Annotated in this window: 23 protein-coding genes; 14 read left to right on the forward strand and 9 right to left on the reverse strand. The window is 68.4% G+C overall.

Going from position 1 to position 26,258, the window contains the following annotated elements:
* Positions 1-15: 15 nt before the first annotated feature.
* The 6 genes from ACFOJE_RS00920 (at position 16) to ACFOJE_RS00945 (ending at position 6,081) form a co-directional block, all read left to right on the forward strand.
* Positions 16-654 (forward strand): YfgM family protein, encoded by a 639-nt coding sequence (locus ACFOJE_RS00920; protein ID WP_377812343.1) that lies wholly within the window; start codon positions 16-18, stop codon positions 652-654.
* The gene (bamB, locus tag ACFOJE_RS00925) at positions 647-1,798 is read left to right on the forward strand and encodes an outer membrane protein assembly factor BamB (RefSeq protein WP_377812344.1); all 1,152 of its coding nucleotides are present in this window, start codon (positions 647-649) and stop codon (positions 1,796-1,798) included. Before ACFOJE_RS00920 ends, bamB begins: the two co-directional genes overlap by 8 nt.
* 109 nt (positions 1,799-1,907) lie before the next feature.
* Positions 1,908-3,386: a ribosome biogenesis GTPase Der gene (gene der, locus ACFOJE_RS00930; protein ID WP_377812345.1), complete on the forward strand. Its 1,479-nt coding sequence runs from the start codon at positions 1,908-1,910 to the stop codon at positions 3,384-3,386.
* A gap of 18 nt (positions 3,387-3,404) precedes the next feature.
* Entirely contained in the window at positions 3,405-4,553 is a 1,149-nt protein-coding gene (locus ACFOJE_RS00935) for a pyridoxal phosphate-dependent aminotransferase (protein WP_377812346.1), read from the forward strand.
* A 116-nt stretch (positions 4,554-4,669) separates the two neighbouring features.
* A complete protein-coding gene (locus ACFOJE_RS00940) occupies positions 4,670-5,464 on the forward strand; it encodes an amidohydrolase (RefSeq protein WP_377812347.1) in 795 nt (264 codons plus the stop codon).
* Positions 5,465-5,547: 83 nt separating this feature from the next.
* The gene (locus ACFOJE_RS00945; RefSeq protein WP_377812348.1) at positions 5,548-6,081 is read left to right on the forward strand and encodes a flavin reductase family protein; all 534 of its coding nucleotides are present in this window, start codon (positions 5,548-5,550) and stop codon (positions 6,079-6,081) included.
* Between the two features lie 7 nt (positions 6,082-6,088).
* Here ACFOJE_RS00945 and ACFOJE_RS00950 read toward each other — a convergent pair whose 3' ends face one another.
* The 3 genes from ACFOJE_RS00950 to leuA all read right to left on the reverse strand — a co-directional run bounded on the left by ACFOJE_RS00950 (position 6,089) and on the right by leuA (position 9,456).
* Complete coding sequence (locus tag ACFOJE_RS00950) at positions 6,089-6,718, reverse strand: DUF2238 domain-containing protein (protein WP_377812349.1); 630 nt, start codon at positions 6,716-6,718, stop codon at positions 6,089-6,091.
* Between the two features lie 84 nt (positions 6,719-6,802).
* Positions 6,803-7,546: an endonuclease gene (locus ACFOJE_RS00955; RefSeq protein ID WP_377812350.1), complete on the reverse strand. Its 744-nt coding sequence runs from the start codon at positions 7,544-7,546 to the stop codon at positions 6,803-6,805.
* A gap of 239 nt (positions 7,547-7,785) precedes the next feature.
* A complete protein-coding gene (leuA, locus tag ACFOJE_RS00960) occupies positions 7,786-9,456 on the reverse strand; it encodes a 2-isopropylmalate synthase (protein WP_377812351.1) in 1,671 nt (556 codons plus the stop codon).
* Positions 9,457-9,725: 269 nt separating this feature from the next.
* On the opposite strand from leuA, the gene ACFOJE_RS00965 reads away from it, so the two are divergent.
* The gene (locus ACFOJE_RS00965; RefSeq protein ID WP_377812352.1) at positions 9,726-10,181 is read left to right on the forward strand and encodes a DUF2946 family protein; all 456 of its coding nucleotides are present in this window, start codon (positions 9,726-9,728) and stop codon (positions 10,179-10,181) included.
* Between the two features lie 148 nt (positions 10,182-10,329).
* On the forward strand, positions 10,330-12,507 hold the full coding sequence (locus ACFOJE_RS00970; RefSeq protein ID WP_377812353.1) for a TonB-dependent copper receptor: 2,178 nt from the start codon (positions 10,330-10,332) through the stop codon (positions 12,505-12,507).
* 283 nt (positions 12,508-12,790) lie between these two features.
* Here the strand turns inward: ACFOJE_RS00970 and ACFOJE_RS00975 are convergent, their stop codons facing one another.
* Positions 12,791-14,068 (reverse strand): mechanosensitive ion channel family protein, encoded by a 1,278-nt coding sequence (locus ACFOJE_RS00975; protein ID WP_377812354.1) that lies wholly within the window; start codon positions 14,066-14,068, stop codon positions 12,791-12,793.
* Between the two features lie 306 nt (positions 14,069-14,374).
* On the opposite strand from ACFOJE_RS00975, the gene ACFOJE_RS00980 reads away from it, so the two are divergent.
* Positions 14,375-15,346 (forward strand): calcium-binding protein, encoded by a 972-nt coding sequence (locus ACFOJE_RS00980; RefSeq protein WP_377812355.1) that lies wholly within the window; start codon positions 14,375-14,377, stop codon positions 15,344-15,346.
* 33 nt (positions 15,347-15,379) lie between these two features.
* On the opposite strand, the gene ACFOJE_RS00985 is transcribed toward ACFOJE_RS00980, so the two are convergent.
* The 5 genes from ACFOJE_RS00985 to xseA all read right to left on the reverse strand — a co-directional run bounded on the left by ACFOJE_RS00985 (position 15,380) and on the right by xseA (position 21,222).
* On the reverse strand, positions 15,380-16,699 hold the full coding sequence (locus tag ACFOJE_RS00985) for a TldD/PmbA family protein (protein ID WP_377812356.1): 1,320 nt from the start codon (positions 16,697-16,699) through the stop codon (positions 15,380-15,382).
* Positions 16,699-18,141, reverse strand: coding sequence for a TldD/PmbA family protein (locus ACFOJE_RS00990; protein WP_377812357.1), 1,443 nt, complete (start codon positions 18,139-18,141; stop codon positions 16,699-16,701). The genes ACFOJE_RS00985 and ACFOJE_RS00990 overlap by 1 nt, the downstream gene beginning before the upstream one ends.
* 102 nt (positions 18,142-18,243) lie before the next feature.
* Positions 18,244-19,068 (reverse strand): peptidoglycan DD-metalloendopeptidase family protein, encoded by an 825-nt coding sequence (locus ACFOJE_RS00995; RefSeq protein WP_377812358.1) that lies wholly within the window; start codon positions 19,066-19,068, stop codon positions 18,244-18,246.
* 20 nt (positions 19,069-19,088) lie between these two features.
* Entirely contained in the window at positions 19,089-19,853 is a 765-nt protein-coding gene (locus ACFOJE_RS01000) for a M15 family metallopeptidase (RefSeq protein WP_377812359.1), read from the reverse strand.
* 4 nt (positions 19,854-19,857) lie between these two features.
* On the reverse strand, positions 19,858-21,222 hold the full coding sequence (xseA, locus tag ACFOJE_RS01005; RefSeq protein ID WP_377812360.1) for an exodeoxyribonuclease VII large subunit: 1,365 nt from the start codon (positions 21,220-21,222) through the stop codon (positions 19,858-19,860).
* 154 nt (positions 21,223-21,376) lie between these two features.
* Here xseA and ACFOJE_RS01010 point away from each other — a divergent pair, with 154 nt between their 5' ends.
* The 5 genes from ACFOJE_RS01010 (at position 21,377) to guaA (ending at position 26,217) form a co-directional block, all read left to right on the forward strand.
* Entirely contained in the window at positions 21,377-21,934 is a 558-nt protein-coding gene (locus ACFOJE_RS01010) for a sugar ABC transporter ATPase (RefSeq protein WP_377812361.1), read from the forward strand.
* A 73-nt stretch (positions 21,935-22,007) separates the two neighbouring features.
* Positions 22,008-22,589 carry a DJ-1/PfpI family protein gene (locus ACFOJE_RS01015; RefSeq protein ID WP_377812362.1) on the forward strand — a complete coding sequence of 194 codons (582 nt, stop codon included), beginning with the start codon at positions 22,008-22,010 and terminating at the stop codon, positions 22,587-22,589.
* A gap of 76 nt (positions 22,590-22,665) precedes the next feature.
* Positions 22,666-22,971 (forward strand): ribbon-helix-helix domain-containing protein, encoded by a 306-nt coding sequence (locus tag ACFOJE_RS01020; protein ID WP_377812363.1) that lies wholly within the window; start codon positions 22,666-22,668, stop codon positions 22,969-22,971.
* An 81-nt stretch (positions 22,972-23,052) separates the two neighbouring features.
* Complete coding sequence (gene guaB, locus ACFOJE_RS01025; RefSeq protein WP_377812364.1) at positions 23,053-24,522, forward strand: IMP dehydrogenase; 1,470 nt, start codon at positions 23,053-23,055, stop codon at positions 24,520-24,522.
* 114 nt (positions 24,523-24,636) lie between these two features.
* Positions 24,637-26,217: a glutamine-hydrolyzing GMP synthase gene (guaA, locus tag ACFOJE_RS01030; protein ID WP_377812365.1), complete on the forward strand. Its 1,581-nt coding sequence runs from the start codon at positions 24,637-24,639 to the stop codon at positions 26,215-26,217.
* Positions 26,218-26,258 lie beyond the last annotated feature (41 nt).

Consider the following 26,258-nt stretch of genomic DNA (forward strand, 5'->3'; position numbering starts at 1 on the left):
TACAGGAGTATCAGGGTGACCTCGCGTACCGAAGAAGAAGAGCTGACGCAACTCAAGGATTGGTGGCAGCGCAACGGCAAGCCCTTGCTTAGCGGCGGGATTCTGGCGCTGGCGGTGGCGTTCGGCTGGCAGGCCTGGCAGAAATACCAGACCAACCACGCGCAAGGCGCTTCCATGGCCTATCAGCAACTGCTCGAGTTGAGTCTGACTCCGAAGCCGGATGCGGCCAAGGTCGCCGAACTGGGCAACCGTCTGAAGGCGGACTATGCCGGCAGCCACTATGCCCAGTATGGCAGCCTGTTCGTCGCCAAGGTGGCGGTCGAGAGCGATCGGCTGGATGATGCTGCCGCGGAGTTGCAGGCGATCGTCGACAAGCCGGCGGACGAGGCCCTCGGCGAACTGGCTCGCCAGCGTCTGGCCAGGATCAAGGCCGCGCAGGGCAAGGTCGAAGAGGGGCTCAAGCTACTCGAGGGCAAGGTCGAGCCGGCCTTCTTGCCCGGCCGCGAGGAGGTCAAGGGCGATCTTCTGGTGCAGCTCGGTAACCTGGATGCGGCGCGTGCGGCTTACGAGAGCGCCAAGGCCGCGCTCCCGGAGGAGGCTGCGGTCGGCACCCTGCAAATGAAGCTCGACGATCTGGCCAAGGGAGATGCGTGACGTGAGGAGCTGGAAGTACGCCCTAGTACTTGGCTTGGCCGCGCTGGTGGTCGGCTGCAGCAGCAAGGACACCAAGGAGCTGCCGCCGGCCGAGCTGCCCAAGTTCACGGCGGAAGTCCAGCTCAAGGAGGAGTGGAGTCGCTCCGTCGGGGTCGGCCAGGGCAAGACCTACAACATGCTCCAGCCGGCAGTCGATGGTGACACCATCTTCGCCGCGGATGTGGAGGGCAAGATTGTCGCCCTCGACCGTTACACCGGTAAGGTGCGCTGGAGCAAGAACCTCAAGCGGCCGATCTCCGGCGCGGTCGGGGCGGGCTACGGTCAGGTACTGGTCGGCACCCTGCAAGGCGAGGTGATCTCCCTGGACTCGGCCAGCGGCGAAGAGCAATGGCGCACGCGAGTCACCAGCGAGGTGCTGGCGGCTCCGGCGACCAACGGCGACGTGGTCGTCGTGCAGACCCAGGACGACCGCCTGATCGCCCTCGAGGCGGCCAGCGGCAACCACCGCTGGATCTACGAGAGCACGCCGGCCGTACTGACCCTGCGCGGCACCAGTACGCCGATCGTCACCAATCAGCTGGCCATCGCCGGCCTGTCCAGCGGCAAGGTCATCGCCTTGGATACCCGCCGCGGCCTGCCGATCTGGGAGCAGCGCGTGGCGATTCCGACCGGCCGTTCCGAACTGGAACGGGTGGTGGATATTGATGGCAATCTGCTGCTTTCCGGTGGCACCTTGTACGTGTCGGCCTATCAGGGGCGTGTCGAGGCCCTCGATCTGGAGAGCGGCCGTCCGTTGTGGCAGCGCGAGGCCTCCAGTTACGGTGGCGTGGCGCAGGGCTATGGCAGCGTCTATGTCAGCCTCGCCAGCGGCACCGTCGAAGCCATCGACGAGCGTTCCTCCTCGGCCCTGTGGAGCAACGACGCGCTGGCGCGTCGCCAGCTGTCGACGCCGGCAGTGTTCTCCAGCTATGTCGCGGTGGGCGACAAGGAGGGCTATCTGCACCTGCTCAGTCAGGTCGATGGCCGCTTCGTCGGTCGCATCCACGTCGACAGGCATGGCCTGCGCGCTCGGCCCCTGGTGGTCGGCGACTGGCTGTACGCCTACGGCAACGGCGGTGAACTGGTCGCTCTGACCATCCGCTGAGTCGTCATGCCGTATCTGCCGGGACGGCCAGGCTGTACCGGCTCATTGTCCGGCCGCTGCCCCCGCGCAGCGGCCGTTGTGTTTTCTGAATATTGCAGGTGAGAGCCTTATGGTTCCCGTAATTGCCCTGGTGGGCCGTCCCAATGTCGGCAAGTCGACACTGTTCAATCGCCTGACCAAGACCCGCGACGCCATCGTCGCCGAATACGCCGGTCTGACCCGCGATCGCCAGTACGGCGAGGCCAAGTGGCAAGGCCGTACCTACATCGTCATCGACACCGGGGGCATTTCCGGCGACGAGGAGGGAATCGACGCCAAGATGGCCGAGCAGTCGCTGCAGGCCATCGAGGAGGCCGACGCGGTCCTGTTCATGGTCGACTCCCGCGCGGGCATGACCGCCGCCGACCAGATGATCGCCGAGCACCTGCGCAAGCGGAACAAGCGCAGCTTCCTGGTGGCGAACAAGGTCGACACCGTCGACCCCGACATCGCCCGCGCCGAGTTCAGCCCGCTGGGCCTGGGCGATGCGCTGCCGATCGCCGCGGCCCACGGGCGTGGCATCAACGCCATGCTGGAGCAGGCTCTCGGCATCTTCCCGAAGGACAACGCCGAAGAGGGTGAGGAAGAGGGCGAGGCCGAAGTGGTCGCCGAGGGCGAGGAGCCCAAGCGCATCCCCGGTCCGAGCGAGAAGGATGGCATCAAGATCGCCATCATCGGTCGGCCCAACGTCGGCAAATCGACCCTGGTCAACCGGATGCTCGGCGAGGAGCGAGTGATCGTCTACGATCAGGCCGGCACCACCCGCGACAGCATCTACATCCCCTTCGAGCGCGGCGAGGAGAAGTACACCCTGATCGACACGGCCGGCGTGCGCCGCCGCGGCAAGATCTTCGAGGCGGTCGAGAAATTCTCGGTGGTCAAGACCCTGCAGGCGATCCAGGACGCCAACGTGGTGATCTTCGTGATGGATGCCCGCGAGGGGGTGGTCGAGCACGACCTCAACCTGCTCGGCTTCGTCCTCGAGACCGGTCGCGCCCTGGTCATCGCCTTGAACAAGTGGGACGGCATGGACTCGGGCCAGCGCGATTACGTGAAGACCGAGCTGGAGCGTCGGCTGTCCTTCGTCGACTTCGCCGACATCCACTTCATCTCTGCGCTGCACGGCACCGGCGTCGGCCATCTGTACAAGTCGGTGCAGGCCTCGTTCCAGTCGGCGATCACCCGCTGGCCGACCAGCCGCCTGACCCAGATCCTCGAAGATGCGGTGCAGGAGCACCAGCCGCCGCTGGTCAACGGTCGGCGCATCAAGCTGCGCTACGCCCACTTGGGCGGTGCCAACCCGCCCTTGATTGTGATCCACGGCAACCAGGTGGAGGCCGTGCCGAAATCCTACTCGCGCTATCTGGAAAACACCTTCCGGCGCGTGCTGCGACTGGTCGGCACGCCGATCCGGATCGAGTACAAGGGTGGCGAGAACCCCTACGAGGGCAAGAAGAACAAGCTCACCGAGCGCCAGGTGAACAAGAAGCGCCGCCTGATGAGCCATCACAAGAAGGCGGAAAAGAAGCGCAGGGACAAGAAACGCTAACAGCGGGGGAGCGGAGCGATGATCGCGAGCAAGCTGCCGAACGTCGGCACCACCATCTTCACCACCATGTCCCAGCTCGCCGCGCAGACCGGCGCCATCAACCTGTCCCAGGGGTTCCCGGACTTCGACGGACCGCAGGCGCTGCGCGAGGCGGTCGGCCGCCACGTGATGGCCGGCCACAACCAGTACGCACCGATGACCGGCCTGCCGGCGCTGCGCGAGCAGGTGGCGGCGAAGATCGCCCGCAGCTATGGCCGCCAGGTGGACATGGACGCCGAGGTGACCATCGCTCCCGGCGCCACCGAGGCGATCTTCTGCGCGGTGCAGGCGCTGGTGCGTCCGGGGGACGAGGTGATCGTCCTCGACCCCTGCTACGACAGCTACGAGCCCTCGGTGGAGCTGGCCGGCGGACGCTGCGTGCACGTACCGCTGGCGCTGCCGGACTTTTCCATCGACTGGCAGCGCCTCGCCGATGCCATCGGTCCACGCACCCGCCTAATCATCCTCAACAGCCCGCACAACCCCAGCGGCGCGCTGATTTCCCATGCCGAGCTGGATCAGCTGGCCGCGCTGATCCGCGACCGCGAGATTTTTCTCATCAGCGACGAGGTCTACGAGCACCTGGTGTTCGACGGCGTGCGGCACGCCAGCGTACTGGCCCACGAGGAGCTGTATGAGCGTGCCTTCGTGGTCAGCTCGTTCGGCAAGACCTATCACGTCACCGGTTGGAAGACCGGCTACGTGGTGGCGCCTCCGGCGCTGTCCGCCGAGCTGCGCAAGGTCCACCAGTTCGTCACTTTCTGCGGCGTCACCCCGTTGCAGTGGGCGCTGGCCGACTACATGATCGCCCATCCGGCGCACGTCGACGAGCTGCCAGCCTTCTACCAGGCCAAGCGCGACCTGTTCTGCGACCTGCTGGGCGGCTCGCGCTTCGCCTTCCGGCGCACCCCGGGCACCTATTTCCAACTGGCCGACTACTCGGCGATCCGCGACGATCTGAACGACGTGGAGATGTCCCTGTGGCTGACCCGCGAGCACGGCGTGGCGACCATCCCGGTGTCGGTGTTCTACCGGGAGCCGCCCAAGGACCTGCGCTTGGTGCGCTTCTGCTTCGCCAAGCGCGAGGAGACCCTGCGTCAGGCGGCGGAGAAGCTGTGCCGGGTATGACTGGTAGGGTGGATAACCGCACAGCGTTATCCACCGCCGAACACCTTGGTGGGCAATCGCTGCGCGAGTTGCCCGCCCTACGTCTGCCGACGACCAAGGATTTGCGGAGACTATCCATGCGTGACTTGACCGCCTTGCCCGACCTCGAGCTGGCCCTGGTGCAGACCTCCCCGGTCTGGCAGGACCCCGCCGCCAACCACGCCCACTTCGGCCGGCTGCTGAAGCAGGCGGCGGGCGCCGATCTGGTGATCCTGCCGGAGATGTTCAGCACCGGCTTCTCCATGGACGCCGCGGCGCTGGCCGAGGAAGAGGACGGCCCGACCCGCGCCTGGCTGCTCGGGCAGGCCGCGCGACTGGGTGCCGTGGTCGTCGGCAGCGTCATCACCCATTCCGCCGACGGCAGCTACCGCAACCGACTGTACTGGGCCCGTCCGGACGGCAACTGCGCCCACTACGACAAGCGCCATCTGTTCCGCATGGCCGGAGAGCACGAGCACTACGCCGCCGGACAGGAGCGCGTGCTGCTCGAGCTCAAGGGTTGGCAGGTGCGCCCGCTGGTCTGCTACGACCTGCGTTTCCCCGTGTGGAGCTGCGACCCGCACGACACCGATCTTCTGCTCTACATCGCCAGTTGGCCGGCGGCGCGACGCAACGCCTGGAACCGCCTGCTGCCGGCGCGCGCCATCGAGAACCTGTGCTACGTGGCCGCCGTCAACCGCATCGGCGAGGACGGCAAGGGCTATCCCCATGCCGGCGACAGCCAGGTCCTCGACTTCCAGGGCGACCCCCTGGCGGCTGCGGAGAGTGCCGAGGGCGTGTTCCGGGTGACGCTCTCGGCCCAGGCCCTGGCCAAGTACCGCACGCGCTTCCCGGCCTACCGGGATGCCGACGAGTTCGAGCTGAAGCTCTGACCGCGACAGGCGGACGCACTCGCCCGTTCGCCCCTCTCCGGGCTATGGTTGAGCGGAAACGCATTCCGCCGTCAGGAGCCGCCATGAAGACCCCATTGCCGCTTGCCGATGTCTACGCCGTCCTCGAACCCGGTCCGGTGCTGCTGCTCGGCACCGCGCAGGACGGGCGGGCCAACCTGATGCCGATGTCCTGGCACTGCATGCTGGAGTTCGAGCCGCCCCAGGTCGGCTGCGTGGTCAGTGCCGGGAACCACTCCTTCGCCGCGCTGGAGGCGACCGGCGAGTGCGTGCTCAACGTGCCGACCGTGGAGCTGGCGCAGCAGCTGGTGGGCTGCGGCAACAGCCACGGTGATCATCTCGACAAGTTCGCCCGCTTCGGCCTGACCGCTGTGCCCTCGACCCAGGTGGCGGTGCCGCGGGTCGAGGAGTGCTACGCCAACCTCGAATGCCGGGTGATCGACCGGCAACTGGTCGGCCGCTACAACTTCTTCGTCCTGGAAGTGCTCAAGGCTTGGCACGATCCGACGGTCACGGCTCCGCGCACCCTCCATCACCGCGGCTACGGCAAGTTCATGGTGGCGGGCGAGGAGCTGCAGCTGGATTCGGCCATGCGCTGAGCGCCGGCTAGCGGGCAGAAGCGCCGGGCCGCGGTAGCGCGGCGATCTGCCGGTCCTGCAGCCGGCTCAGGCCGAGCATGGCTGCGCTGGCGCCGATCAGGGCGAGGAACATGTCCGACTGGGTATCCCAGGGATCGCCCTGGGTGCCGAGGAAGTCGGTCGCGCCCTGGCCGGCGAGCAGCGCCACCCACCATTCGATCAGCTCGTAGCCGGCGCTGATCGCCAGCGCCACGCAGATCGCCAGGAAGGCCAGCATGCGGCCGTGGGCGACGAAGCGGCCGCGCAACAGGATTTCCCGTGCCACCAGCGCCGGCACCAGGCCCTGCATGAAATGGCCGATCTTGTCGTAGGGATTGCGGCCGAGGTCGAACAGCTCCTGCAGCCAGAAGCCCAGCGGCACCCGCGCGTAGGTGTAGGCGCCGCCGAGGATCAGCACCAGGGCGTGAAGGGCGATCAGTCCGTAGAGCAGGTCGGTCAGCGGGAAGCGGCGGTAGGTGAGCAGCAGCAGCGGCCCGGCCAGCAGCACCGGCGCGACCTCCAGCAACCAGGTCGCCCGGTCGTAAGGGCGGATGCCGGAGGCGATGAGGGCGGCCAGGACTGCCAGACCGAGTGCCGCGTGAAGGCTGCGTCGCTGCATGCCGTTACCTGCCCGATTGCTGGAGATGGGCCTGAGTTAGCACCCGTGCGGCGGACTTGGCAAGGGCGGGCGCGCAACAGCCGGCTAGTTGGCCATCTCCCGTCCGGAGGCGTGCTGGTGGCTGGCCAGGCTCCGCTTCTTGCCGCAGCTGCTCAGGTCGACCGGGCCGACATGGGGGTTGGCGTTGCCCTGCACGCAGGCGATGTTCTGGTTGCGCCAGCGCTCCCACTCGGTGACCGGATACTGGCGGCTCCAGGCGTCGAAGAGGCGTTGTTCCTGCTTCGAGAGGCGCAGGTCGTAGCGCTCGCTCATGTACAGATAGGTGCGGGCGATGGCGCCGCGGCTGTATTCGGCCGGCATGGCGGTGCGCTGCTTGAAGTCGACGACGAAGGGACAGGAGCCGTACTGGGTGGGCTTCTCGGCCAGCATGCCGAAACCGAAGTTGTTGCGGTCGCCGTTCACCTCGCCGACCACCGGCACCAGATTGTGCAGGTCGGCCTCGGCCTGGCTGAACTGCGGGTCGTTGGCCGTGCAGTTCTTGCGTCCGCCCTGCTGCCAGCACTGGCGCTGGTGGCCGATCACCCAGGCCGGAACGATGTGCTCCCACTCGACGCGACCGGCCCGGTTGGCGTTCTTGCGCGGCACGTAGCCGCAGCTGGCGAGGTCGATGCGGTTGCCCTGGTACTTGCAGCCGCAGTAGAAGTCCACCGGCCGTTCGGCGTAGATCTTCCAGGCAGCTTTCTTCGCTTCCTTGAAGGTGTGCGGGGCATCGGCGTGGGCGAGGGAAAAGGGCAGCAGCGGCAGCAGGAGCAGGGCGTGGCGGAACATGGGCTTCTCGACAGGAAACTGTGAACTGCGTCCCTGCTCGAAAGCGCCCATGTTAGCGCTGCGCTGGCAAAAAACCAGAGTAAAAACAAAGATTTGAACAAATCAGTCGGAATTGGACGAACGGTCGCCCCGGCGCCGTACCGGGCAGACCGCCCCGAGGAAGCGGAGGACCCTGGAGCTTTCCGGAAGAATGAAAAAGGGGATGCCGATGGCATCCCCTTTTTCATTCGCCGACGGACTCAGGCGGCCCGGGCGGCGGCTTCGCGCAGGGCACGGTTGAGGGCGCTGAACAGGGCGCGGAAGCTCGCCGTGGTCAGGTTCTCGTCGATGCCGATGCCGTGCAGCGGGCGCTGGCCGTCGAGGCGGATCTCCACGTAGGCCGCGGCCTTGGCGTTGCTGCCGGCACCGATGGCGTGCTCGTGGTAGTCCATGATCTCCACCCGGACCGGCAGGCTGGCGACCAGGGCCTCCAGCGGGCCCTTGCCGATACCTCGCCAGTGTTCGCTGCGGCCCGCGGCGGCGACCTCCACGTCCACCGCGCAGGTGCCGTGCTCCTCCTGCAGGCGATGGCCCTTGAGCGCGTAGGGCGCCGTGGCCTTCAGGTATTCGCCTTCGAGCAGGGCATGGATCTGCCCGGCGCTCATCTCCAGGCCGAGGCGGTCGGTCTCCTTCTGCACCACCTGGCTGAACTCGATCTGCAACCGGCGCGGCAGGCTGATGCCGTATTCCTGCTCTAGCAGGTAGGTGATGCCGCCCTTGCCCGACTGGCTGTTGACGCGAATCACCGCCTCGTAGCTGCGACCGATGTCCGCCGGGTCGATGGGCAGGTAGGGCACTTCCCAGACTCCGTCCGGGTCCTGCCGGGCGAAGCCCTTGCGGATGGCGTCTTGGTGCGAGCCGGAGAAGGCGGTGTGCACCAGGTCGCCGACGTACGGATGGCGCGGATGCACCGGCAACTGGTTGCATTCCTCGACCACCTTGCGCACCGCGTCGATGTCGGAGAAGTCCAGCTCGGGATCGACGCCCTGGGTGTAGAGGTTCAGCGCCAGGTTGACCAGGTCGACGTTGCCGGTGCGCTCGCCGTTGCCGAACAGGCAGCCCTCGACGCGGTCGGCGCCGGCCATCAGGCCCAGCTCGCTGGCGGCCACGCCGGTGCCACGGTCGTTATGGGTGTGCAGGCTGACGATCACGCTGTCGCGCTTGGCGACATGGCGGCAGAACCACTCGATCTGGTCGGCGTAGACGTTCGGCGTGGCCGCCTCGATGGTCGCCGGCAGGTTGAGGATCAGCCTGCGCTCCGGCGTCGGCTGGAACACCCCGATCACCGCGTTGCATACCTCCACCGCGAAGTCGGTCTCGGTGGAGCTGAACACCTCCGGCGAGTACTCGAAGCGCCAGTCGGTTTCCGGATTGGCCTCGGCCAGGCGCTTGATGACCTGCGCGGCATTGACGGCGATCTGCACCACCCCGGCCTGGTCCTGGTTGAAGACGATGCGGCGGAAACTCGGCGCGGTGGCGTTGTAGTAGTGGACGATGGCCCGCTTCGCCCCCTTGAGCGACTCGAAGGTGCGAGCGATCAGGTCCTCGCGGGCCTGGGTGAGCACCTGGATGGTCACGTCGTCGGGGATGTGGCCTTCCTCGATCAGGCTGCGCACGAAGTCGAAGTCGGTCTGCGAGGCCGAGGGGAAGCCGACCTCGATTTCCTTGAGGCCTACCTGCACCAGGGTCTGGAAGAAGCGCAGCTTCTTCCCCGCGTCCATCGGCTCGATCAGCGACTGGTTGCCGTCGCGCAGGTCGGAGCTGCACCAGATCGGCGCCCGGTCGATGACCTTGTCCGGCCAGGTGCGGTCGGGCAGGCGAAGCGCGGGGAAAGGGCGGTATTTCTTCGACGGGGTCTTGAGCATGGTCATGGCGGGCCCTTGGTTCGATCTGGAGAATTGTCTGGAAACGGCGTTTGCCGTCTGTCGATGGCCCGGAACACTAGCGATCACGAATTAAACTGGCAAGCAATGTCGAAAAATTGGTGGATTCTGTCTTTTGTGGCGGATTTTGAGCGGATTCTTTCCGGATCCGGCGAAAAGATTCCGCTTGCTTGCTATGGCTTTTTGCGGCCTCATGTCGCCGCATCCGGCCGGCGGCGCGCGGTGATCGCGCCGCTCGTACACACTGGGAGTTTCGCGTGACACGGAAAGGGAACACGACGACGGCAGTCTGGCTTGGCTTGTTCGCCATGCTGATGATCCATGCCGGTCCGCTGTTCTCCGCCGTGCAGGCCCTGCGGGCCCAGTCGTTCGCTCCCGGCCTGACCCAGGCGGTCGACGGACATTCGCACCATCCGAACGCCCACGCCCACGCCCACGCCCATGGCCAGGCCGCGAGCAGGGCGCCCGCCGCTTCCGCCGTCCACCATCATCACCGCAGCAAGGCGTCGTCCGAGCCGGCCTGGGTGTCGGGCCTGACGCTCTGCGGCTATTGCGAGCTGCTCACCCTCAACCCGCCGCTGACGCTCTCCCTGGACCTGGCGCTGCCCTGGTACGCACCGACCTTCTTCGAGCCCTTGCCGGAAAAACCGCTGCAGCCGGCGTTTCGCCGTGGCAGCGGGCATCCCCGGGCTCCCCCGTTGTTCCACGTCTGACCGGCCTTCCGGCCGCCTTCCCGAGCGCCTGATCCGCCCGAGCGTACTGCGGCGCCGAGACTCGTCTCGCGCCTGCATACGTCTGTGCGAATCGCGCCCCCGGTCGTGCGCGCCGTCCAGAAACCGACAATGTGGAACAACGACCTAGATGACCTGCCATGCTTCCCGCTGGGCGGCGCATTCGCGCCCGTCCGGCCGCTTCACCCTCAACGCTTTCCGCCGTCGCTGGCTGCCGGGGCACGCGACCCTGCTCGGCCTGCTCGCCGGCGCCTCCGTGCAGGCGGCCGAACTGAAGCTCTACGACGAGAGTGCCGAGTACTACGAGATGTCGCCCCTGGTCATCACCGGGGTGGCGCCGCAATCGCCCTTGAAGGTGGTGACCGATCCCCGCGTCCCGCGCCAGCCGGTGCCGGCCAGCGACGGCGCCGACTACCTGAAGACCATTCCCGGCTTCGCCGCCATCCGCAACGGCGGGGCCAACGGCGATCCGGTGTTCCGCGGCATGTTCGGTTCGCGGCTGAAGCTGCTGACCAACGGCGGCGAGATGCTCGGCGCCTGCCCGGGGCGGATGGACGCGCCGAGTTCCTACATCAGCCCGGAGAACTACGACCAGCTCACCGTGATCAAGGGCCCGCAGACCGTGCTCTGGGGCCCCGGCGCCTCGGCCGCGACCATCCTCTTCGAGCGCGAGCCGGAGCGTTTCAGCGAACTGGGCGGGCGCCTCAACGCCACCCTGCTGACCGGCTCCCACGGCCGTTTCGACCAGCGCGTGGATGGGGCGGTCGGCGGCGAGAAGGGCTACATCCGCGTGCTGGGCAACCATTCCAAGTCCAACGACTACCACGACGGCAGCGGTCACCGCGTGCCCTCGAGCTGGGACAAGTGGAACGCCGACGTGGCGCTGGGCTGGACGCCGGACGAGGACACCCTGCTGGAGCTGACCGTCGGCGGCGGCGACGGCGAGGCGCGCTATGCCGGGCGCAGCATGGACGGCAGCCAGTTCCAGCGGGAGAGCGTCAACCTGCGCTTCAAGAAGGAAAACATCGGCGAGGTGTTCCGCAAGATCGATGCGCAGGTCTATTACAACTACGCCGACCACGTGATGGACAACTTCAGTCTGCGTCATCCCGACCCGAACGCCTCCATGGCCTCGATGCGCAATCCCATGGCCAGCAACGTCGATCGCCGCACCCTCGGCGGCAGGCTGAGCGGCACTTGGGAATGGCGGGCATTCGAGCTGGTGGCCGGGGTCGACACCCAGACCAACGTGCATCGCAAGCGGCAGTCCAGCTACGACATGATGACCGGCACCTATACCGACTACGACCGTTTCAGCCAGAACAAGGACGCCGAGTTCCACAACTACGGCCTGTTCAGCGAGCTGACCTGGCGGCTGGACCAGCAGCAGCGGCTGATCGGCGGCGGACGCATGGACCGTGCCGAGGTCAGGGACTACCGGCTGACCCAGACCAGCATGAACCCGATGACCATGAAGTCGCAGACCTGGGCCAACCCCAGCGCCGGCGAGCGTCGCCACGACATGCTGTTCAGCGGCTTCCTGCGCTACGAGCGGGATCTGCGCAGCATCCCGGCCACGGCCTACGTCGGCATCGGCCACTCCGAGCGCTTCCCCGACTACTGGGAGCTGTTCTCCGCCAGCCCCGGCCCGGTGGGCAGCATCCAGGCGTTCCAGACGGTCAAGCCGGAGAAGACCACCCAGCTCGACTTCGGCCTGCAGTACCACCGCGGGCCGCTGGAGGCCTGGGCCTCGGGTTACGTCGGGATGGTCGACGACTACATCATCTTCAACTACGTGCCGGGGATGATGGGCATGACCCGCACCATGGTCGACAACATCGACGCCCGCATCGCCGGCGGCGAGCTGGGCGCCGGCTATCGCTTCAACAGCAACTGGAAGGCCGACGCGAGCCTGGCCTACGCCTGGGGCGAGAACATCAGCGACAACCGGCCGATGCCGCAGATCCCGCCGTTGGAGGGCCGCTTCTGGCTGACTTACGAGCGCGGCAACTGGAGCTCGACCGGCCTCTGGCGAGTGGTGGCGCCGCAGCACCGGGTGGCCGTGGGGCAAGGCAACGTGGTCAGCAAGGACTTCGGCAACAGCTCCGGCTTCGCCGTGCTGTCGTTCAACAGCGCCTATCGCCTGAACCGCAATTTCAAGGTCAGCGCCGGGGTCGACAACCTGCTGGACAAGACCTACAGCGAGCACCTCAACCTGGCCGGCAACTCCGGGTTCGGCTTCCCCGCCGACACCCGGATCAACGAGCCGGGGCGCACCTGGTGGACGCGGCTGGACATGAGCTACTGAGGGGAACCCGGGGCTGAGGGAATGACCATCGGGGGATGGCCATCCCGCTTTCCCGGGACATAGGTTGGCGCCAGGGATGCGGCTCGGGGACGTGGCCCCCGGAGCAGGGGCAGGGACGCCGCCTGCTGGGATCGTTGCAGTCGATCTCGTCGGGGAGCCCGTCATGGGGCTGCGTTCCGGTGCCAACCGGTGACCGCTCCGCGCAACGCGGAGCGGTCCGATTTGCGAATCCGCCCGGCGGTTTGCCGCCGTCCTTCCTCGACGAGACGTTATCCCCGTCGCTTCAGCTCTCTTCCAGCAACGCCTGCACGCTCGATCGGGCCGGGCGGTCCGCCGGCCACTGGTGCAGGTCGGCGCCGGACGGGCGCTGGTACACGCGCAGGCCGAACTCCGGCAGGATCGCCAGCAGGTGCTCGAAGACGTCCGCCTGGATGGCCTCGTACTGCGCCCAGGCCACCGTGGTGGTGAAGCAGTAGATCTCCAGCGGCTGGCCGTCCACGCTCGGGCTGAGCAGGCGGACCAGGAGGGTCATGTCCTTGTGGATGTCGGGACGGCTGCGCAGGTAGCGCTCGACGTAGGCACGGAAGCTGCCGAGGTTGGTGATGCGGCGGGTGTTCACCGGGTCCTGGCCGCGCTCGATGATCTTGGCGTTCCAGGCCTCGATGTCGCGGCGCTTCTCCTGCAGGTACTCGTCGAGCAGGCTGAAGCGGTGCAGCCGCTGGCGCTCCTCGGCATCGAGGAAGTGCACGCTCTGCAGGTCTAGGTACAGGCAGCGCTGGATCCGCCGCCCGCCGCTTTCCTGCATGCCGCGCCAGTTCTTGAACGGGTCGCTGATGAAGCGCTTGGTCGGGATGCTGGTGATGGTCATGTCCCAGTTGCGGATCTTGACCGTGTGCAGGGCCACGTCGAAGACCTCGCCGTCGGCGTTCAGGTTGGGCATCTCCACCCAGTCGCCGACCCGGACGATGTCGTTGGAGACGATCTGGATGCTGGCCACCAGCGACAGGATGGTGTCCTGGAAGATCAGCATCAGCACCGCCGCCATGGCGCCGAGCCCGGACAGCAGGATCAGCGGCGACCGGTCGATCAGGGCGGCGATGACCAGGATGGCGGCGATGGAATAGACGCCGATCATGATCACCTGCAGGTAGCCCTTGATCGGCTTCAGCCGGGCTCCCGGGCGCAGCAGGTAGAGCTCGTTGGCCGTGCGCATGGCCGCGCCGATCGCCAGCGCCAGGCTCAGGACGATAAAGGCGCTGCCGACGTTGCCGACCACGGTCACCACCGCCTTGGGCAGGCCGGGCACCAAGTCCACGCCGTTGGCCAGGATGAGCGCCGGCACCACGTTGGCCAGGCGGCGGATCACCCCGTGCTTCTCGATGTGCACCTGCCGGCCCAGGGTGGTGGTGTTGAGCAGCCGGTACAGCCCGCGCACCAGGATGCGCTTGACGATCCAGTTGGCCAGCCAGGCGACGAAGACCAGCAGGCCGCTGGCGGCGAGGGTTTGCAGCGGGGGATGGGTATGCAGCCAGCTCAGGGCGCCGGCCAGTTCCTCTTGCATGACGACTCCTTGCTCTGCGCAAGCACCGGGCTGCGCCTGTGGCCGACCTTACCAGATCGGCGGGTGGGCCTCATGGTCGACGGCGGCGGTCGGTGCGTTGCCGTGCGTCGGGCGAGCGGATGGCCAAGCGGCCTTTCGCTGGCTCGCCGCTTGCCGCGGGTGGCGGCGTGACTAGGCTTTCGTCACCGTCGGCTTGCGGCCTGCAGGCTCGCTCTCCTTCCTCCGGCGCTGCGTGCCGATTTTTCCGATGGCCGGGCCGACGCACGACCAGCAGATGCCTTCACTGTGAAACCGCGGGTGAATGCCATGACTCAGCAGAGAATTTTCACCATCGATACCACTGCCGATCTGACCCTCGAAGGCGGCCCCGGCGACGACGTGCTCCAGGGCCTCGCCGGCAACGACACGATCTACGGCCGCGGTGGGGACGACTGGCTGCGGGGTGGGCCGGGCAACGATTTCATCATCGGCGAGGCCGGCGACGACTGGATCATGGGCGAGAGCGGCAACGACTTGCTGGAGGGCTACGAGGGGGACGACCGCGTCGAAGGCGGCGACGGCAACGATCACCTGGGCGGTGGCCTTGGTTCCGACCTGCTGATCGGCGGCCCCGGCGACGACGATTACGTGTACTACGAGGACGACGAAATCGTCGAGGAGGAGAATGGCGGCATCGATCATGTGACCGTCTATACGCCGCGCGACTACACCCTCGGCGACAACCTGGAAAACCTGACCCTGAAGGGGAACGACACGGCCGTCGGTCGCGGCAACGAGCTCGACAACCGGATCGTCAACGACAACCCCAACGAGGCGCAGCTCTACGGGCGCGCGGGGAACGATACCCTGATCGGCTACACCGAGAGCGATCGCCTGGACGGCGGCAGCGGCAACGATGTGCTCGATGGCCGGGAAGGCCGCGACCGCCTGATCGGCGGGGCTGGCCACGACACCCTCAGCGGCGGAGCCGACGGCGATACCTTCGTGTTCGGCTCGGCCAGGGAGATCGGTCTGGAGGCGGGCGAGCGGGACGTCGTCACCGACTTCGTGCCGGGTCTCGACCGGCTGGATCTCTCCCGCCTGGATGCCGACTGGTCCACGGCCGAGAACGACGGCTTCGACGAGCTGCTCCCCGCCACGGCCGACTTCACCGAGGCTGGGCAGCTGAAGCTGGAGGACGGCGTCCTCTACGGCAACCAGGACGCCGACAGCGAGGCCGAGTTCGCCCTCGAACTCACCGGCGTCACCCAACTGGACATGGCCGATATCGTCGCCTGAGGCGGGAGGTATCGCCACCCGCCGGGCTTCCCGTCACAGCGTCAGGGTGAAGCGTCCGACCAGCGCCCCGGGCAGGGTCCTAGAGCCGCTCTGCCGCGCGCCGTAGGTGCCGGCCGGCAGGATCGTCTCGGGCTCGCGGGTAAGGGCTTCCAGGTGCGGGCCGAGGAAGCTGAACAGCGAATCGTCGAAGCGCATGGTCTCGACCGGGGCCTGGATTCGGCCGTCCTCCACCCAGAAGGTGGCGAAGCGAGTCATGCCGGTCAGGCGCCCGGCCGGGCGGTCGGAGAAGTTGGTGTACCAGAGATTGCCGATGTACAGGCCGGTGTCCAGGCGGCTCAGGACGTCGCCCTCGTCCAGTTCGCCGCCCGCCACCCGCGGCGACAGCGGACATTCGTGGGCGCCGGCGCCGTTGGCGGTGAGGCCGTATTCGGCGGCGCTGCGCGAGCCGATCAGCCGTTCGCCCGGCAGGCCCGCAGCGAGCAGGCGCAGATCCCGGCGCGGGCCTTCGCTGGTGAAGGCCGGGGCCAGGCCGCCGGCGATCCGCTCGTCGAGGGTGAGCAGCGGGCTGAGCGTCGCCTGGCCGGCGTACAGGCGCTGCAGGGGGCTGGCGCCGCTGGCCAGGGCCTGGGCCGAGAAGCCGCCGCTGAGCAGGTCGAGGATCTCGTCCAGCGCCGCCGGGGCCAGGTAGGCCCGGTAGTCGCCCGGCGCCAGGGTCAGCGCCGGGCGGCCGAGGTATTCCAGTCGCTCGCGCGCCGAGGCCATGCGCCGGGCGAAGGCCGGGGCGTCCCAGTGCTGGCCGGCATAGGCGCACTTGACCGCCTGGCCGTTGCCGTGGAACAGGCTCCAGTCGAAGTTGAAGCTGCTGGCCGCGTGCCAGCCGAGGGCGCCCCAGGAGCTGGCGAAGCCCCGGTACTGCGGACCGGCGGCGTAGATGCCGACCAGATCGAGGCCCGCTGCGGTATCGGCGATCTGCTCGACGATCTCCGCGCCGTCCGGCAGCGCGCCTGCCTGCGCACTCTCGCTCTGCCACGCTTCCCGGTCGGCGCGCAGGTAGGGATCGGGGGCCAGCGCCGGCACCAGCGCGCGCAGCCGTTCCAGGGCGTGGCGCAGGCGGTCGCGGTCTTCCCCGGCGACGCCGGTCAGGGCCAGCTCGAAATCGGCATGGCGCTCGCCGAGGTAGAGGGCGAGGGTGGCGTACGCCTGGCGCACCTGCCCGGCCTGGCGCACCCGCACCCGGTTGAAGCGCACGAACTCCGAGACCTCGGCGCGGTAGTCCAGGGTGAAGTCCTCGCCGGCGTGCAGCAGCGGTCGCAGGCTGGCGAGCAGGTCGTGGAAATGCTCACGGGCGTTCATCAGGCGGCCCCTCCGAAAACGTCGACGTTCCTGAATACGCAGGCCGGCGAGGCGTGCCCGACGCGCACCGCCTGGTTCGGCTCGCCCTTGCCGCAGTAGGGCGTGCCGAGCACCTCGACGGTGGAGGCGTCGCCCACCGCGGCAAGGCTGCGCCAGAAGCGCGCGGAAATCCCGCGGTAGTTGGGGTTCTTCACCACGCCCTGGAGTTCGCCGTTCTCGATCAGCCGGCCCCATTCGCAGCCGAACTGGAACTTGTTGCGGGCGTCGTCGATGGACCAGGAGCGGTTGGTGCTCATCAGAATGCCGCGTTCGATGCCGCCGATCAGCTGCGCCAGGCTCCGGTCGCCCGGCTCGACGTTGAGGTTGGCCATGCGGTCGATGGGCGCGCGGTTCCAGCTGCAGGCGCGACTGCAGGCCACCCCCGGCAGGGCGGTGCGTCGTTGCGACAGGGCGCCGCCCAGCGGGCGCTGCAGGATGCCGCGGCGGATCAGGTATTCGCGCTGCGCCGGGGTGCCGTCGTCGTCGTGGCGGTAGCTGGCCAGCTCCTCGGGGCGACCGGGGTCGAAGGTGACGTCGAGCAGCGGCGAGCCGTACTGGTAGCGGCCGAAGTCCTCGGGGCGGACGAAGCTGGTGCCGGCATAGTTGCGCTCGTCGCCGAGGATGCGGTCCAGCTCCAGCGGATGGCCGATGGATTCGTGGATCTGCAGGACCATCTGGTCGGGCATCAGCAGCAGGTCGAGGGGGCCGCTGGGGGTGTTGGGGGCGAGTAGCAGTTGCAGCGCCTCGTCCGCGATGCGCGGCGCCGCTCCGATCAGACCGAGGCGGTCGATCACCTCGGCGCCGCCCTGCTGGCCGAAGTTGAAGCCGCCGAGGCTGCGGGTCTGGCTGTCGTGGCCGTCGCTGGTGGTCACGCTCAGGGCCGGGTAGACGAAGCGCTGGGCCCGCCGCAGGCAGGCGCCGGCGCTGTTGAGGTAGATCTGTTCCACGCAGGCGACGCCGAGTTCGGTGCTCCAGTCCACCAGTCGCGCATCCCGCGGCACCCGCGCCGACTCGGCGCCGAGCACTTCGAACCAGTGCGCCGGGCCGGCCAGCGGCCGCTCGTAGCCGGGTGTCACGTCGTCCGCCGCGCCGGTCGGTACCGCCAGCTCGCGCACCTCCAGCAGCGCGTGCCCGGCCAGGGCGCGGGCCAGATGCTCGGCCCGTTCCAGGGCCGCCTGCAGCCCGGCCTGGGTCAGATCGCTGGTGGCCGCGTAGGCTTCGACGCCGGCGATGCGCGCCGTCAGCATGGCGCCGCGGTCTTCCGCGAAGGTAGGTGGCAGGGCGACGTTGCGGCGCACCCGGTAATGCTCGCTGAGTTCGCGAACGTGCCGCAGCGACCAGAAGTCGGCGCTGCCGCGCAGGGCGGCGAACCGGCGCGACAGCTCGGAGGCGGATTCGAACATGAGTGGGTCCTGTGCGGGCGGAGACTGGTCGCATTGTAGCGAGCCGCGGGCGCGAACCGGACGCCGGCGCGCGTCTGGAAGGCAGCGCCCGGCTCCGGGCGATCAGCGGCTGAACTGGCCGATGAAGATCGCCGGGTCGACCCGGGCGTCGTTCAGGCTGACGTTCCAGTGCAGGTGCGGCCCGGTGGCCCGGCCGGTGGCGCCGACCCGGCCGAGCACGGCGCCGCGGGGCAGTTCGTCGCCGACCTTCACCTCGACCCGGGACAGGTGGCAGAACATGCTGATCAGCCCCTGGCCGTGGTCGACGAACACCGTCCTGCCGTTGAAGAAGTAGTCGCCGACCAGGGTCACCCGGCCGGCCGCCGGGGCCTTGACCGGGGTGCCGGCCGGCACGGCGAAGTCCAGCCCGGAGTGCGGGTTACGCTCCTCGCCGTTGAAGAAGCGGCGCAGGCCGAAGGGGCTGGAGAGGGGCCCGGCGACCGGCTTGTCGAACAGCAGGTTGCTCGGCTGGCGAGGCTCGAAGCGCCGGTAGGCGTCGGTCTGCTCGGCCAGTTCGCGCTCGATGCGTTTCAGGTCGTCGGGGTTTGGGCTGACCTGACGCCGGTTCTTCAGGGTGATGCGCTGCTCGCGGTAGTGGCGGGGCTCGACCCGGAAGGCGAGCGAACGGCCGTCCGCCTCGATGCGCTGCTCGCCCGGCTTGACCGTCAGCGGGATGCCGACGATGGCGAGCCAGCGTCTGCCGTCCTCACGGACCGTCAGCAGCGGTCGGCCCTGGTAGCGAGCCTGCGGCGCCGAGGGGCCGTCGCCCAGGTCGACGACCGCTACGCCGCCGGGGACCGGCTTGTCCAGCAGGCGGCCGAGGAAGCCCTCGGCGTGGGCGGGCAGGGCGAGCAGCAGGGCACAGCAGGCGGCGAACAGGCGGGACATGGCGGACTCCGATGGATGGTTCAGAGCGGGCTGGGGAAGCGTTCGGCCAGTTGCTGCTGCCACAGGCCTTCCAGGGAGGGCGGGGCGGTCGGGCCGTAGAGCGCCGCCGGCTGGCCGTGATGCCAGGCCCACAGCTGGTCGCCGTAATCGTAGTGCCACCATTCGCTGGGCAGGTTGCTGAAGCCGGCCGCGAGCATGGCGTTGTGCAGCAGCCGGCGGCGGTCGCGGATGGCCAGCGCGGCGCTGTCGCCGGCGGTTACCGTCTCGTAGTGGGCGCTGAACGAGCGCGGGCCGACCTCGTCGAAGCGCGAGCCCATGTCCAGCCAGCGGCCCTGGGCGTCGCACAGGGTCACGTCCACCGCGCCGCCGGTCAGGTGCGGGCTCGGCGCCAGCGGATCGCGGCTGGGCGGCGAGACGAACTGGCGGGTCAGGCGCTGCAGGGTCGCCGCGTCGGCCTGCGGGTGGTGCCGGGCCATGGCCGCTTCCAGGGTGCGGTACAGGTGCTGCTGCACGGCGATCGGCCGCCAGGCGTCGAGCACCACCAGCATCAGGCCGTCCGGCAGGCTTCCGGCGGCGCGCAGCAGGCGCTCGAAGACCTCGAGACGCACCTGGCAATCCTCGACCGCGTCGGGGATGCCGAGGTGGCGGTAGGCCGGGTAGACCCGCAGTGCGGGCGACAGGCGCAGGGTGCACAGCGCCTCGCCGCATTCGGCCACGGGGATGCGGGCGACCTGCGCCCAGTCGGGTTCGGCGAAGGCCGGGATCGGCCGGTTCGGCTCGTGCATGGATTCAGTCCGGCTGTGGCGGGGAGACGGCCTCGACCCGCAGGTCCAGCTCGCCCTCGGCGAGGCGCGCGTGCAGACGCTGGCCGGGAACGGTCTGGGCGGCGGCGCGGATCGCCCGGCCGTGCTCGTCGAGGAGGATGGCGTAGCCGCGGCTGAGGGTGGCCAGCGGGCTGACGGCGTTCAAGGTCTGTGCCAGGGCCTGCAGGCTTTGGCGGCGGTCCTTGAGGGTCGCGTCCATGGCCCGCGGCAGCGCGGCGGCGAGGTGGTCGAGGCGCTGGCGCAGCATCTTCAGCTGGCGCTCCGGGTGCTGCGCGGAGAGGCGGGTTTCCAGGCGCGCCAGGCGCTCGTGGGCGCTGCACAGGCGGCGGTCGATGGCGCGGGCCAGGCGCTGCTCCAGGTCGTCGACGCGCTGGGACTGCTGCAGCAGGCGTTCGCGGGGATGGCGCAAGCGCCGGCTCAGGCTTTCCAGGCGCAGCCGCTCCCGCTGCAGGCGCTGCTCGAGGCACAGCCGCAGGCGGCGCTGCAGGCCTTCCAGGCGCAGGCGCAGATCGTCGCTGTGCGGCGCCAGTAGCTCGGCGGCGGCCGAGGGGGTGGGCGCGCGCAGGTCGGCGACGAAATCGGCGATGGACACGTCGGTCTCGTGGCCGACCGCGCTGACGACGGGCGTCCGACAGGCGGCCACGGCGCGGGCCACGGCTTCCTCGTTGAAGCACCAGAGGTCCTCCAGCGAGCCGCCGCCGCGGGCGAGGATCAGCGCGTCGAAGCCCTGCCGGTCGGCTAGTTCGAGGGCGCGGACGATCTGCGCGGTGGCATCAAAGCCCTGCACGGCGGTGGGGACCAGGGTCAGCTCCACCTGCGGGGCGCGGCGGCGGAACACGGAAACGATGTCGCGGATCACCGCGCCTGTCGGCGAGCTGACGATGCCGACGCGCCGCGGGTGAGCCGGCAGCGCCCGCTTGCGCTCGGCGGCGAACAGGCCCTCGGCGGCGAGCTTTTCCTTGAGCGCCTCGAAGGCCAGGCGCAGGGCGCCGTCGCCGGCCGGCTCGATCAGGTCGAGGATCAGCTGGAAGTCGCCGCGCCCTTCGAACAGCGAGACCTTGCCGCGCACCCGCACCGCCAGTCCGTCGCGCAGGGCCTGACGCACGCGCAGGGCGTTCTGCCGGAACAGGGCGCAGCGCACCTGGGCGTTCTTGTCCTTGAGGGTGAAGTAAACGTGGCCGGAGGCGGGGAGGGCGAGGTTGGAAATCTCGCCCTCCACCCAGACCCGGGCGAACACGTCCTCCAGCAGCAGGCGGGCGCGGCCGTTGAGCTGGCTGACGGTGAGGACCTCGCGGTCGAGATCGAGACGCTGGAAGGGATCTGTGAGCATGGCCGGCATGATAAAGGCTTTGTCCGGCGGGCCATAGGCCGAGCGCGATGGGAGAGCTGGGTGACGTCGCGGGAGCCTCCCGAGCGCAGATAGATCTGCTCCTGCCGGGCGCGATTCATTAAGCTGCGCAGCTTTTCCGTGCCGAGGCCATCCCATGGGCGACCAGCAGTTCATCATCGTGCCGCAGATTTCCTCTTACCCCGGCCCCGAGGCCGGCGCCCGCAAGATCCTGCGCTGGCTGGTGGCGCGCGGCATCGTCGAGGCGCAGTCGTCGCGCTGCGGGCGCGGCGCCAGCGGCCTCGGGCATGCGATGGCTCCCGGCGCCGCCCGGGTGCTGGACCTGCCGGCCGGCGTCGAGCTGCCCCTCGGGCAGCCGCGCAACGGCCTGGAGATCGTCACCGAGCGCTGCATCTACACGCCCGTCGGGGGCTTCGAGGGGCGCGCCCGCTGCCCCGAGTGCCGCGCCGAGGTGGGCGAGGTGCTGCTCGAGCATCTGGAGGAATGGATGCCGGGCGAGACCGACAACTTCGCCTGCCCCGCATGCGGCTTCGAGGATGACATCAACGGCTTTCCCTTCAGCCAGCCCTGCGCCTTTTCCGATCTCGGCTTCATCTTCAACAACTGGCCGGGGCGCTATTTCGTCCGCGCCTTCCTCGAGGAATTCGCCGAGCGGCTCGGCTTTCCCCTCACCCAGGTGCAGGTGAAGCTGTAGTAGGGGCCTGTTACCCTCTGCCGCCAGGCTTGGCCGATACTGGTCCGATATTTCCCCACGCGGAGCGAGAACGATGGCTGCGAAAAAGATCCTGATGCTGGTCGGCGATTATGTCGAGGACTACGAGGTGATGGTGCCGTTCCAGGCGCTGCTCATGGTCGGGCACGTGGTGCACGCGGTCTGCCCGGGCAAGAAGGCGGGCGAGCGGGTGCGTACCGCCGTCCACGACTTCGAGGGCGACCAGACCTACAGCGAGAAGCCCGGGCACAACTTCGCCCTCAACTTCGACTTCGAGGCGGTGCGGGCCGCCGACTACGACGCCCTGGTGGTGCCGGGCGGCCGGGCTCCTGAGTACCTGCGCCTGAATCCGCAGGTGCTGGAGCTGGTGCGCGGGATCGCCGGCGCCGGCAAGCCGATCGCGGCCATCTGCCACGGCGCCCAGCTGCTGGCCGCCGCCGGCGTGCTCGAGGACCGCGCCTGCAGCGCCTACCCGGCCTGCGCGCCGGAGGTCGGCCTGGCCGGCGGGCGCTACGTGGATATCCCGGTCGACCAGGCGCACACCGACGGCAACCTGGTCACGGCGCCGGCCTGGCCCGCGCATCCGGCCTGGCTGGCGGCCTTCCTCGAGGTGCTCGGCACCCGCATCGAGCTGTAATCCGCCTCGACGACGGCTCCCGCACTCCGGCGTGGGAGCCTCGGCGGGTACGATCACGCACCGGAGGAGAGCAACCATGTGCGAGCTGTACGTCAAGGCCGATCCGATCCTCTACGAGTCGCGCTCGCGCTCCCTGCGCATCCGCGGCGTGGTCACCACCCTGCGCCTGGAGAACCAGTTCTGGGACGTCCTGCGCGAGATCGCCGAGGTCGACGGCATGACCACCAATCAGCTGATCGCCAAGCTGTACGAGGAGGTCATGGACTACCGCGGCGAGGTGGTCAACTTCGCTTCCTTCCTGCGGGTCAGCTGCAGCCGCTATCTGGCCCAGCGGCGCGAAAGGCCCCAGGGCCTCAGCCTGGTCGGCGGGCGCAACGCCTGAGCCTCCTGCCACGTTGAGCGCGGCCGTCGCCGACGGTATAATGCCGCGCTTCCATTTTTTCCCGCCTGGGAGCTCCCCGTCATGCTGCGTATCAGTCAAGAAGCCCTGACTTTCGACGACGTTCTTCTCATCCCTGGATATTCCGAGGTTCTGCCCAAGGATGTCAGTCTCAAGACGCGCCTGACCCGCGGCATCGAACTCAATATTCCGCTGGTATCTGCCGCCATGGATACCGTGACCGAGTCCCGCCTGGCCATCGCCATGGCCCAGGAAGGCGGCATCGGCATCATCCACAAGAACATGACCATCGAGCAGCAGGCCGCGGCGGTGCGCAAGGTCAAGCGCTACGAGTCCGGCGTGGTCAAGGACCCGATCACCATCGACGCCGACGCCAGCGTGCGCGACCTGTTCGAGCTGACCCGGCAGAACAACATCTCCGGTGTGCCGGTGCTGTCCCAGGGCGACCTGGTGGGCATCGTCACCTCCCGCGACGTGCGCTTCGAGACCCGCCTGGACGCCAAGGTGCGCGAGCTGATGACGCCGAAGGAGCGCCTGATCACCATCAAGGAAGGCGCGGACAAGGAAGAGGCCCGCCGGCTGCTGCACCAGCACCGCATCGAGCGCGTGCTGATCGTCGACGACGCCTTCCGCCTGAAGGGCATGATGACCGTCAACGACATCGAGAAGGCCAAGGCCTACCCGCTGGCGTGCAAGGACGAGCAGGGCCGCCTGCGCGTCGGCGCGGCGGTGGGCACCGGTCCGGAAACCCCGGATCGCGTCGCGGCGCTGGTCGCCGCCGGGGTCGACGTGGTGGTGGTGGATACCGCCCACGGCCACTCCAAGGGCGTGATCGACCGCGTGCGCTGGGTCAAGCAGAACTTCCCGGAAGTCCAGGTGATCGGCGGCAACATCGCCACCGGCGAGGCCGCCCTGGCGCTGGTCGAGGCCGGCGCCGACGGCGTCAAGGTCGGCATCGGCCCGGGCTCTATCTGCACCACCCGCATCGTCGCCGGCGTCGGCGTGCCGCAGATCAGCGCCGTGGCCAACGTCGCCGCCGCTCTGCAGGGTACCGGCGTGCCGCTGATCGCCGATGGCGGCATCCGCTTCTCCGGCGACCTGTCCAAGGCCGTCGTCGCCGGTGCCTACAGCGTGATGATGGGCTCCATGTTCGCCGGCACCGAGGAGGCGCCGGGCGAGGTCGAGCTGTTCCAGGGCCGCTCCTACAAGTCCTACCGCGGCATGGGTTCGCTGGGCGCGATGGCTCAGTCCCAGGGTTCCTCGGATCGCTACTTCCAGGATTCCGCCGCCGGCGCCGAGAAGCTGGTGCCGGAGGGCATCGAGGGCCGCGTGCCGTACAAGGGTGCCCTGAGCGCGATCATCCACCAGCTGATGGGCGGCCTGCGGGCCTCCATGGGCTACACCGGCTGCGCCGACATCGAGGAGATGCGCACCAAGCCGCAGTTCGTGCGCATCACCGGCGCCGGCATGGCCGAGTCCCACGTGCACGACGTGCAGATCACCAAGGAAGCGCCGAACTACCGCGTCGGCTGAGCAGTCGACTGACTGCCGCGAGGCGGCGAATCGGTTTCCGATTCTATGATTGACGGCACGGGGCTGGTTGATTCAGCCCCGTGCCGTTTGTGAATTCCGTTACGAGAGACGGCCATGGCCCATCAAGACATCCACGCCCACCGCATCCTGATTCTGGATTTCGGTTCCCAGTACACCCAGCTGATCGCCCGGCGAGTGCGCGAAATCGGCGTCTACTGCGAGCTGCACCCGTTCGACATGAGCGATGCCGACATCCGTGCCTTCAAGCCGCGCGGGATCATCCTCGCCGGCGGTCCGGAGTCCGTGCACCAGGCCGATAGCCCGCGCGCACCGCAGGCGGTGTTCGACCTCGGCGTGCCGCTGCTGGGCATCTGCTACGGCATGCAGACCATGGCCGAGCAGCTCGGCGGCAAGGTGGAAGGCTCCAACGTCCGCGAGTTCGGCTACGCCCGCGTCGACGTGGTGGGCAAGGCGCGCCTGCTGGACGGCATCGAGGATCACGTCGACGAGGACGGCGTCCTCGGTCTCGACGTCTGGATGAGCCACGGCGACAAGGTCACCGAGATTCCCCAGGGCTTCCACGTGCTGGCCAGCACCGCCAGCTGCGCCATCGCCGCCATGGCCGACGACAAGCGCCACTACTACGGCGTGCAGTTCCACCCGGAAGTGACCCACACCAAGCAGGGCGGTCGCATCCTGTCCCGCTTCGTGCGCGAGATCTGCGGCTGCGAGGCGCTGTGGACCCCGTCCAACATCGTCGAGGACGCCATCGCCCAGGTGCGCGCACAGGTCGGCAGCGCCAACGTGCTGCTCGGCCTTTCCGGCGGGGTCGACTCTTCGGTGGTCGCCGCGCTCTTGCACCGCGCCATCGGCGATCAGCTGACCTGCGTGTTCGTCGACAACGGCCTGCTGCGCCTGCACGAAGGTGACCAGGTGATGGCCATGTTCGCCGAGAACATGGGCGTCAAGGTCATCCGCGCCAACGCAGAGGAACAGTTCCTCGGCAACCTGGCCGGCGTCTCCGACCCCGAGCAGAAGCGCAAGATCATCGGCCGCACCTTCATCGAGGTGTTCGATGCCGAGGCGGCGAAGCTGGAAAACATCAAGTTCCTCGCCCAGGGCACCATCTACCCGGACGTGATCGAGTCGGCCGGCGCCAAGACCGGCAAGGCCCACGTGATCAAGTCCCACCACAACGTCGGCGGCCTGCCGGAGGACATGAACCTCAAGCTGGTCGAGCCGCTGCGCGAGCTGTTCAAGGACGAGGTGCGCAAGATCGGCCTGGAGCTGGGTCTGCCCTACGACATGGTCTACCGCCACCCGTTCCCCGGCCCGGGCCTGGGCGTGCGCATCCTCGGCGAGGTGAAGAAGGAATACGCCGACCTGCTGCGTCGCGCCGATCACATCTTCATCGAGGAGCTGCGCAACTTCGACTGGTACCACAAGACCAGCCAGGCCTTCGTGGTGTTCCAGCCGGTGAAATCGGTCGGCGTGGTCGGCGACGGCCGCCGCTACGCCTGGGTCGTCGCCCTGCGTGCGGTGGAAACCATCGACTTCATGACCGCCCGCTGGGCGCACCTGCCCTACGAGCTGCTGGAGAAGGTGTCCAACCGCATCATCAACGAGATCGAGGGCATCTCCCGCGTCACCTACGACGTGTCGAGCAAGCCGCCGGCGACCATCGAGTGGGAGTGAGCGCCGCCTTCGGGCGGTGAGCGCAAGGGCAGCCTAGGCTG

Origin of the sequence: Azotobacter bryophylli (genome assembly GCF_042643485.1) — a bacterium.
Taxonomy (GTDB): Bacteria; Pseudomonadota; Gammaproteobacteria; order Pseudomonadales; family Pseudomonadaceae; genus Azotobacter; species Azotobacter bryophylli.

Bases quoted from the DNA above. Each gene is read 5' to 3' on its own strand.
- ACFOJE_RS00995 (WP_377812358.1), bottom strand. From the start codon at position 19,068: ATGTCCCGCCTGTTCGCCGCCTGCTGTGCCCTGCTGCTCGCCCTGCCC.
- ACFOJE_RS00985 (WP_377812356.1), bottom strand. From the start codon at position 16,699: ATGAACGCCCGTGAGCATTTCCACGACCTGCTCGCCAGCCTGCGACCG.
- guaB (WP_377812364.1), top strand. From the start codon at position 23,053: ATGCTGCGTATCAGTCAAGAAGCCCTGACTTTCGACGACGTTCTTCTC.
- ACFOJE_RS01000 (WP_377812359.1), bottom strand. From the start codon at position 19,853: ATGCACGAGCCGAACCGGCCGATCCCGGCCTTCGCCGAACCCGACTGG.
- leuA (WP_377812351.1), bottom strand. From the start codon at position 9,456: ATGACCATGCTCAAGACCCCGTCGAAGAAATACCGCCCTTTCCCCGCG.
- ACFOJE_RS00945 (WP_377812348.1), top strand. From the start codon at position 5,548: ATGAAGACCCCATTGCCGCTTGCCGATGTCTACGCCGTCCTCGAACCC.
- guaA (WP_377812365.1), top strand. From the start codon at position 24,637: ATGGCCCATCAAGACATCCACGCCCACCGCATCCTGATTCTGGATTTC.
- bamB (WP_377812344.1), top strand. From the start codon at position 647: ATGCGTGACGTGAGGAGCTGGAAGTACGCCCTAGTACTTGGCTTGGCC.
- ACFOJE_RS01020 (WP_377812363.1), top strand. From the start codon at position 22,666: ATGTGCGAGCTGTACGTCAAGGCCGATCCGATCCTCTACGAGTCGCGC.
- ACFOJE_RS00940 (WP_377812347.1), top strand. From the start codon at position 4,670: ATGCGTGACTTGACCGCCTTGCCCGACCTCGAGCTGGCCCTGGTGCAG.
- ACFOJE_RS00935 (WP_377812346.1), top strand. From the start codon at position 3,405: ATGATCGCGAGCAAGCTGCCGAACGTCGGCACCACCATCTTCACCACC.
- ACFOJE_RS00975 (WP_377812354.1), bottom strand. From the start codon at position 14,068: ATGCAAGAGGAACTGGCCGGCGCCCTGAGCTGGCTGCATACCCATCCC.
- ACFOJE_RS00970 (WP_377812353.1), top strand. From the start codon at position 10,330: ATGACCTGCCATGCTTCCCGCTGGGCGGCGCATTCGCGCCCGTCCGGC.
- ACFOJE_RS01010 (WP_377812361.1), top strand. From the start codon at position 21,377: ATGGGCGACCAGCAGTTCATCATCGTGCCGCAGATTTCCTCTTACCCC.
- ACFOJE_RS00950 (WP_377812349.1), bottom strand. From the start codon at position 6,718: ATGCAGCGACGCAGCCTTCACGCGGCACTCGGTCTGGCAGTCCTGGCC.
- ACFOJE_RS00955 (WP_377812350.1), bottom strand. From the start codon at position 7,546: ATGTTCCGCCACGCCCTGCTCCTGCTGCCGCTGCTGCCCTTTTCCCTC.
- xseA (WP_377812360.1), bottom strand. From the start codon at position 21,222: ATGCTCACAGATCCCTTCCAGCGTCTCGATCTCGACCGCGAGGTCCTC.
- ACFOJE_RS00980 (WP_377812355.1), top strand. From the start codon at position 14,375: ATGACTCAGCAGAGAATTTTCACCATCGATACCACTGCCGATCTGACC.
- ACFOJE_RS00990 (WP_377812357.1), bottom strand. From the start codon at position 18,141: ATGTTCGAATCCGCCTCCGAGCTGTCGCGCCGGTTCGCCGCCCTGCGC.
- der (WP_377812345.1), top strand. From the start codon at position 1,908: ATGGTTCCCGTAATTGCCCTGGTGGGCCGTCCCAATGTCGGCAAGTCG.
- ACFOJE_RS01015 (WP_377812362.1), top strand. From the start codon at position 22,008: ATGGCTGCGAAAAAGATCCTGATGCTGGTCGGCGATTATGTCGAGGAC.